The organism is Trichococcus sp. (assembly GCF_049589555.1).
In the GTDB taxonomy this organism is placed as follows: Bacteria; Bacillota; Bacilli; order Lactobacillales; family Aerococcaceae; genus Trichococcus.
The window spans coordinates 1-6,849 of the sequence record NZ_JBAWAZ010000250.1 but is presented as its reverse complement, the minus strand read 5'-3'; the positions used below and the strand labels follow the sequence as shown (position 1 = coordinate 6,849).

The following is a 6,849-nucleotide window of genomic DNA, read 5'->3' as shown; positions in this document are numbered from 1 at the left end:
CATGGTTACGGGCTCCAAAAAGGCCAACAAACCTTCTATCGTGGTGCGAAGGCTGAGGGCAATCTTTTACCGAAAGTCCGCATCGAAACGATCATCAGCGAGGTACCTGTCGAAGAAGTCATCCGTGCAGCCCGCCGAGCTTTATACACGGGTCATGTCGGTGACGGCAAAGTCTTCGTTTCCCCGGTTGCCGATGCCTTCCGCATCAGCAACAGCGATTCAGGCCCTGCTGCCCTGAAATATTATTAAAGCGAATAACGAACAGCAAATGAAGTCCAGTAGCTTTCTCTCATAGAGATGGCTCCTGGGCTTCATTTCTTTGCAGCAAGCTATTTCCCGGTTTTTTGTTTGCCTGCGCTTTGCTATAATGGTCTGAGAAGGTGGTTTTCCACCAAACGCTAAGGAGGAAAACCTATGTGGGTCATCAAACCTTTTGAAGAACTGACGGCGAGGGAATTGCATCTGATCTACAAAGAGCGGGTCGCTGTCTTCGTTGTGGAGCAAAATTGCCCTTATCAAGAGGTGGACGACACCGACCTCGTCAGCATCCACTTCTGGAAGCAGGCGGAAGATAGGCTGTTGGCTTATGCCCGGCTGATTCCGGAACTAGATAATGTGCGCATCGGACGCGTTCTTGTCCCGCAGGGCGAACGCACCCATGGCTACGGCCAAGAATTGATGAAGGTCATCCTGGAATATGCAAAGACGCATTTCCCTGGACTACCGATCCACGCGCAAGCACAAGCATACTTGCAGGATTTTTATGCCTCATTCGGATTCCGGCCCGTATCGGATATCTACTTGGAGGATGATATCCCGCACATCGACATGCTCATCGATTCGCAGAACAGCCAAACAGAAAGCCAAAACCGACAGGAGGAACACCGTGAATAAATATCTTACAGCCAGCATACTCGGAATCATCAGCATCGCAATCAACGTCTGGATCATGTATCAGACTCGCTACGATAAAGGCCTGAACCCAATCACAAAGAAAAACCTGGAGAAATTATCCTACGCCTTGATCGTCGCCGCAGTACTTTTCATGACATTTGGTTAAACAAAAAAAGCCCGCAATGGGCTTTTTTTGTTTATTCCTGTTGATGGAAAATGCTACACCTGGATCCGCAGATCCTTTCTGCCGTAGATGAGATAGCTCAGACCCAATACCAACAAGCTTCCGATGATGCAGATGACCATGTACTCCCATGAAATCCCCTCTTCCAGCAAGGCCGCTGGATGTGCGTATTCGATCGGTGACAAAACACGCAGGAATTCATAGTCCTCGACCATCTTCGAGACAAGGCCGATCATGTACGTGCCGAACACCAGCAACAACGCGACTCCGCTTGTTGAACGGCTGCTCGCGATGAACGTCGAGAAAAGGAAGCCGATTGAATAAAAGAACAACAATACCAACGACTCCGCGCCGAAAATCAGCGTGATATCTTTTATGATTTCCACAAAATCGGCTCCATCCTCCTTGAACAGATAGATGAACACCAAGGCAGCTCCGTACAGGACGACCCAAAAGATCATCAGCAGCACCAAATTGGCGATATACTTGCTCGTGACAATGGCTTTTCTGCTGATCGGCTGTGCATACAGATACTCGATTGTTCCGTTCGTCTCTTCCTTGATCAGCGCCTGGGCCCCTTTCATCGTTGCAAAAATGCAAGCGGCCAAAAAGAGATACTGAAAAATATAAGCAAAAAATCCGGTAGCCTGCAATAAGCTCGCTCCATTCGTGAGCGAAAAGGCCTCCAGCATCTCCGGCGGCATCGCATCAAGCTTGGTCGTCAAGATGTCCTCCATCCCTTGATTCGCCATGACGGGGAACATGGCCATCATCAGCCCCATAATCAGGACCATAAAGAAAAGCCAAACGAATAACCCGCCGCGTTCCTGTTTCCATTCCAATCGGATGCTATTCATGGGATTCACCTCCACCATATAGGGTCATGAATTTTTCCTCCAAATTCTGATTGCGGATTTCGATATCCTCCAAATCCAAGGATGACATATCCGCCAAAATCTGATTCACGTTGTCTTTATACAACAACGAAACCACCCGGTCGGTCCTGGAAAGGACACGGTACCCTTTGGATTCGAAATCCTCCGTTACGATGGCTGAACCGGTCAGCGTCACCACTTTCCCTGGTTGATATCCGGATGCCATATCTTCCACGGAAATGATTTTCCCTTCGCGGATGAAGGCAGTACGCGTGCAGAATGCTTCCACTTCCGGCAGGTTATGCGTAGAAATGAAGATGGTCGCGCCTTCCTTGTTGTGGTAGTTCAGCTCTTCAAACAAACGATGCTGCATCAAAGGATCCAGCCCATTAGTAGGTTCGTCAAGTATCAAAAGTTCCGGATTGAAGATCAAGCTGTTCACGATCGCAACTTTTTTCCGATTCCCCAACGACAGGTCCTTCATTTTCTTTTTCGGCTCCAACGCGAATCGTTCCACGTAATAAGCCATCATTTCCTTTATGTTCTGGATATGGTGGAATTTTCCCGTCATCATCAGGATTTCTTCCACGGTCAGGTTGCTGTAGTAATGCACATCGCTCGGGACATAACCGATGATGCGTTTCAGGCTCTCGGAGTCTTTCTGGGCATCCAGTCCGAAAATTCTGGCACTTCCCTTGCTCGGCTTTATGAAATCAAGCAACAGCTTGATGGTTGTCGACTTCCCGGCCCCGTTCGGCCCGATGAACCCGAACCTTTCTCCTTGCTCCACTGTGAGGTGGATATTGTCCAAAGCTGCACGCTTGCGGTAAATTTTGGTCAAACCTTCCATTTCGATTGCTTCCACGGTAATCCCTCCTCAAAAGAACTTTGCATATATCCATTATACGTTTTCTCGTCTGAAGTTTACAGCAACAGCACGCTTTTTCTTCCCTGAACGACACAAAAGACCGAGACAAATTTGTCTCGGCCTTTTGGGGAAGTGCGTGATTTCTCACACTCTTGGTAAACGCGTTCTGAATCCCAGAAATCTGTGCCTAAGCTGGCTACCACACGAGGACAAAAAGCGTCCTCTTTGTGGTAGTCTTCTTAGTGCTCGATTTCTAGAGCGGGATTCATCTCGCTCTTTAAACGTGTTCTGATTTGCAGGGGATTCCGCCTAAGCTGACTAACACACACGGACAAAAAACGTCCGTTTAGTGTTAGTCCTCTTAGTGCTCATCCCCTCCCGCAAATCATCGCACTCTCTTAGTACATATTCAAGTATTGTTCTCTTTCCCACTCTGTTACTTGTTGGATGTAAGACATTACTTCGATTTCTTTTGATTCGATGAAGTTGTTGCTGATGTGGTCGCCTAATGCATCAACCAATAATGGGTTTTTAGATAACTCTTCAAGAGCTTCTTGCAATGTTGTAGGCAAGTCCAAAATTCCGTTTTCGTAACGGTCTTCAGCTGACATTTGGTAGATGTTGCGGTCGATTGGAGCTGGAGCTTCCAATTTGTTCTTCACGCCGTCAAGACCTGCAGCCAATAATGTAGCTAAAGCCAAGTATGGGTTAGCAGCTGGGTCAACGCTACGTAATTCAACACGCGTAGACATGCCGCGTGATTCTGGGATACGGATCAGCGGTGAACGGTTTCTTCCGCTCCATGCGATGTATACAGGCGCTTCATAGCCAGGAACCAAACGTTTGTAAGAGTTAACGATTGGGTTGCAGACAGCAGTAAAGCCGCGAGCATGTTTGATCAGACCAGCGATGAATTGGTAAGCTGTTTCGCTTAATTGACGATCATCGTTTTTGTCGTAGAAGGCATTGCCGTTTTCGTTGAACAAAGACATGTTAAAGTGCATACCGGAACCGTTGATTCCGAATACTGGTTTAGGCATGAATGTTGCATGCAAGCCATGTTTGCGGGCTACAGTCTTAACGATCAATTTGAACGTTTGGATGTTGTCGCAAGCTTCAACAGCATTTGCATATTTCCAGTCGATTTCGTGTTGTCCTGGTGCAACTTCGTGGTGGCTTGCTTCGATTTCGAAACCTAAAGCTTCTAATTCCAAAACAATGTCACGACGGCAGTTTTCGCCTAAGTCAGTAGGAGCCAAGTCGAAGTATCCACCTTGGTCGTTCAAGTTAAGGGTAGGATTGCCTTTTTCATCCAATTTGAACAGGAAGAATTCAGGTTCAGGTCCTAAGTTGAACTCAGTGAAGCCTAATTCTTTCATTTCTTTAAGAGCGCGCTTCAAGTTGCTGCGTGGGTCTCCAGCAAATGGTTCGCCGCTTGGTTGGTAGATATCACAGATCAGACGTGCAACTTTGCCTTGTTCAGTGCCCCATGGGAATACTAACCATGTATCCAAATCTGGGTACAAGTACATATCACTTTCTTCAATACGTACAAAACCTTCGATGGAAGAACCGTCGAACATCATTTTGTTGTCTAATACTTTTTCTAACTGGCTGATAGGAACTTCCACGTTTTTGATTGTTCCTAAAATGTCAGTGAACATTAAGCGTAGGTAACGGACGTTATCATTCTTTGCTGATGCGATGATTTCTTCTCTAGTAAATTTTGGCATTTGTATTCCCTCTCCTTGACTATGCTTTGTGTATTTTTTTGTTTTTTTATAATCTTCCCCAAGGTTTGCTTGAATCCCCAGGGTTAAATCCACTTGCGTTGAGTATTTCTTTGTAGAGGATGCGACGGACATCTTCGTCTGTCAAGTTTTTGTGCTTGTTTTCAAGCTCCTCTTCTTGCTGCTTCTTCAGTCTTTCGGTACTGTACATCCGCTTGATTGCAGTGATGTTCAACCCTTCAGCCAAATAGTCTTTGACTTCCAGTAAACGATCGACGTCGTTCAATGAAAACATTCGGCGATTGGTGTCTGTCCGCTTAGGATGAACGAGGTCTTGCTCTTCGTAATAGCGGATCTGTCTTGCTGTCAGATCCGTCAGCTGCATGACTGTTCCGATGGTAAAAACAGCCATCGAACGTCGTAGCTCTTTTTCTTTCATACCAACCCCTCCATCGAAGCTTCTGAGTTGAGTGAACCACAGATGTATACTTTTTCTTCAGGAGTTAACGCCTGTTGAGAAAAAGGTAATTCTTTTCAGCAATTAATCGTATTTGCTAACAATTAATTGAGTGATTTAATACAACAAGAATACTCCAAATTCTCATTCAAGTCAATGCTACCTTAACATCGCGTGTAACATTTTCTTACATATAGATAAACCCTTGTCAGAATAACATTTGAAAGGCATTTCATCTCCCCTTGATAGGCCAATTTCCTCGCATGGAAATAAAAAAAGAGGTCATTAATGAAAAAAATATTAAAAAAAAATGTGAGTGGCAGGCTGAAGCGATGACTAAAAAAGGCCGGAACATAAGTCCCGGCCTCCACATCTATTATTCCCATCAAAAAGCAGTGCCCCCATGATGCCTATTCCACTCGGGTAAGCCGACTGGCCTCCCTTGCCTTCAGGAACAGGGGAACCTGTTCGATGACCAGGTTTGTGTTTTCCAACCCGAACCACCTTGCGGGAGATCCTGTCCACGACTTGATGTTATACTTCAAGCTCAAGATGAAGCGGCTGAAAACAGAAAGATCGCTTTCTGGCGAGATGGCCTTGCGGACCAACACAAAGCAGAAGTCGCCGATTTCTTTGTCGTGATAGATTGTGTATGTTTGTTTTTGGGGTTTGATTCTTCCCTCTTCCATCATTTCCTGGATGATTTGGCGCAAGTATACATTGATCCGTTGCTCAATCTTGAAACCCAAACGCAACTGCACTTTGAAGCAGAAGTCTGTGCCGTAATCCTCCACTTTGTATTCCTGTGTATACGGTTCATCGGTGACGGCTACGTTGATGAACCAATACACGTCGGCGCGCTTCGGCCGCTTATCCAAAATGGAATAGAGAATGTCGCGATCAACCGAGCCCGCATTTTGATTGCTCGTCAGGAAGACAAGGTTATTCGCGTACACAGGCAACGAATCATCTTCCTTCAGTTTTTTGAACTGGCTGATGAAATCGGTCATCGGGTATTCCAATCGCTGTAATGATTCAATCTTACTCCCTTTATGCCAGACGAACATGATGGCGAAAAGAATGGTGCCCATAAGGATCGCGACATAGCCGCCATGGAAGAATTTGGTTGCGCTGGAGATAAAGAAGGTCGCCTCCAATGTGCCGAAGAACACGAACATAAGCAGCGAAACGATGATATTGAAATTCTTTATGCGCAGAAATTCAAACATCAGCATCGTCGTCATCAGCATGGTGATGGTGATCGCCAGACCGTAGGCAGCTTCCATCCGGATCGATGTCTTGAAGTAAAAAACAACCCCCATACATGACAACCAAAGGATGTTGTTCACCAAAGGGATGTACATTTGGCCCTTTGTCTGGGAAGGGTATTGGATCTTCAAATGCGGCAACAGATTCAGGCTGATCGCCTCAGAAACAAGCGTATAGGACCCGGTAATGAGCGCCTGCGAAGCGATGATTGCGGCTAGGGTACTCAACAGAACCGCAAAAAATCGCAAACTGCCCGGCAGCATTTCAAAAAATGGATTGAAGTCCTCGATATGGTAAAGCGCTGTGTTCGATTTGGCCTGCATCAACCAAGCCCCTTGTCCGAAGTAATTCAGCAACAAAGCCGCTTTGACAAAAGGCCAACTGCCATAGATATTCTTCTTGCCGACATGCCCCATATCCGAGTACAAGGCTTCCGCACCGGTCGTAGCCAAGAAAATGCTGCCCAAAATCATAAAGCCGGCATTGTTCTGTTCGCTCAGGAGCAGTTCGATACCGCGCATAGGATTGAAGGCAAGCAGTACAGTCGGATTGCTGAGCACTTGCCATAGCCC

The 6,849-nt window shown here is 46.3% G+C and carries 8 protein-coding genes; 3 read left to right on the top strand and 5 right to left on the bottom strand.

What is annotated here, in order from left to right:
• From WBV27_RS09150 to WBV27_RS09140, 3 genes are all read left to right on the top strand, one after another.
• Positions 1–249 (top strand): P-II family nitrogen regulator (locus WBV27_RS09150; protein ID WP_424201391.1); only part of this gene is annotated, 249 nt, incomplete at its 5' end.
• Positions 250–414: 165 nt separating this feature from the next.
• Positions 415–894 carry a GNAT family N-acetyltransferase gene (locus WBV27_RS09145; protein WP_424201389.1) on the top strand — a complete coding sequence of 160 codons (480 nt, stop codon included), beginning with the start codon at positions 415–417 and terminating at the stop codon, positions 892–894.
• On the top strand, positions 887–1,060 hold the full coding sequence (locus WBV27_RS09140; protein WP_177208659.1) for a hypothetical protein: 174 nt from the start codon (positions 887–889) through the stop codon (positions 1,058–1,060). Before WBV27_RS09145 ends, WBV27_RS09140 begins: the two co-directional genes overlap by 8 nt.
• Before the next feature lie 53 nt (positions 1,061–1,113).
• Here WBV27_RS09140 and WBV27_RS09135 read toward each other — a convergent pair whose 3' ends face one another.
• The 5 genes from WBV27_RS09135 to WBV27_RS09115 all read right to left on the bottom strand — a co-directional run.
• Positions 1,114–1,935 carry an ABC transporter permease subunit gene (locus tag WBV27_RS09135; RefSeq protein WP_424201386.1) on the bottom strand — a complete coding sequence of 274 codons (822 nt, stop codon included), beginning with the start codon at positions 1,933–1,935 and terminating at the stop codon, positions 1,114–1,116.
• Positions 1,928–2,818, bottom strand: coding sequence for an ABC transporter ATP-binding protein (locus WBV27_RS09130; RefSeq protein WP_424201384.1), 891 nt, complete (start codon positions 2,816–2,818; stop codon positions 1,928–1,930). The genes WBV27_RS09135 and WBV27_RS09130 overlap by 8 nt, the downstream gene beginning before the upstream one ends.
• 401 nt (positions 2,819–3,219) lie before the next feature.
• Positions 3,220–4,554, bottom strand: coding sequence for a type I glutamate--ammonia ligase (glnA, locus tag WBV27_RS09125; protein ID WP_424201382.1), 1,335 nt, complete (start codon positions 4,552–4,554; stop codon positions 3,220–3,222).
• Between the two features lie 46 nt (positions 4,555–4,600).
• A complete protein-coding gene (locus WBV27_RS09120; protein ID WP_086628750.1) occupies positions 4,601–4,990 on the bottom strand; it encodes a MerR family transcriptional regulator in 390 nt (129 codons plus the stop codon).
• Positions 4,991–5,418: 428 nt separating this feature from the next.
• Positions 5,419–6,849, bottom strand: a 1,431-nt coding sequence (locus tag WBV27_RS09115) for a KUP/HAK/KT family potassium transporter (protein WP_424201379.1), incomplete at its 5' end; no start/stop codon positions are given.

Bases quoted from the DNA above. Each gene is read 5' to 3' on its own strand.
- WBV27_RS09145 (WP_424201389.1), top strand. From the start codon at position 415: ATGTGGGTCATCAAACCTTTTGAAGAACTGACGGCGAGGGAATTGCAT.
- WBV27_RS09135 (WP_424201386.1), bottom strand. From the start codon at position 1,935: ATGAATAGCATCCGATTGGAATGGAAACAGGAACGCGGCGGGTTATTC.
- glnA (WP_424201382.1), bottom strand. From the start codon at position 4,554: ATGCCAAAATTTACTAGAGAAGAAATCATCGCATCAGCAAAGAATGAT.
- WBV27_RS09120 (WP_086628750.1), bottom strand. From the start codon at position 4,990: ATGAAAGAAAAAGAGCTACGACGTTCGATGGCTGTTTTTACCATCGGA.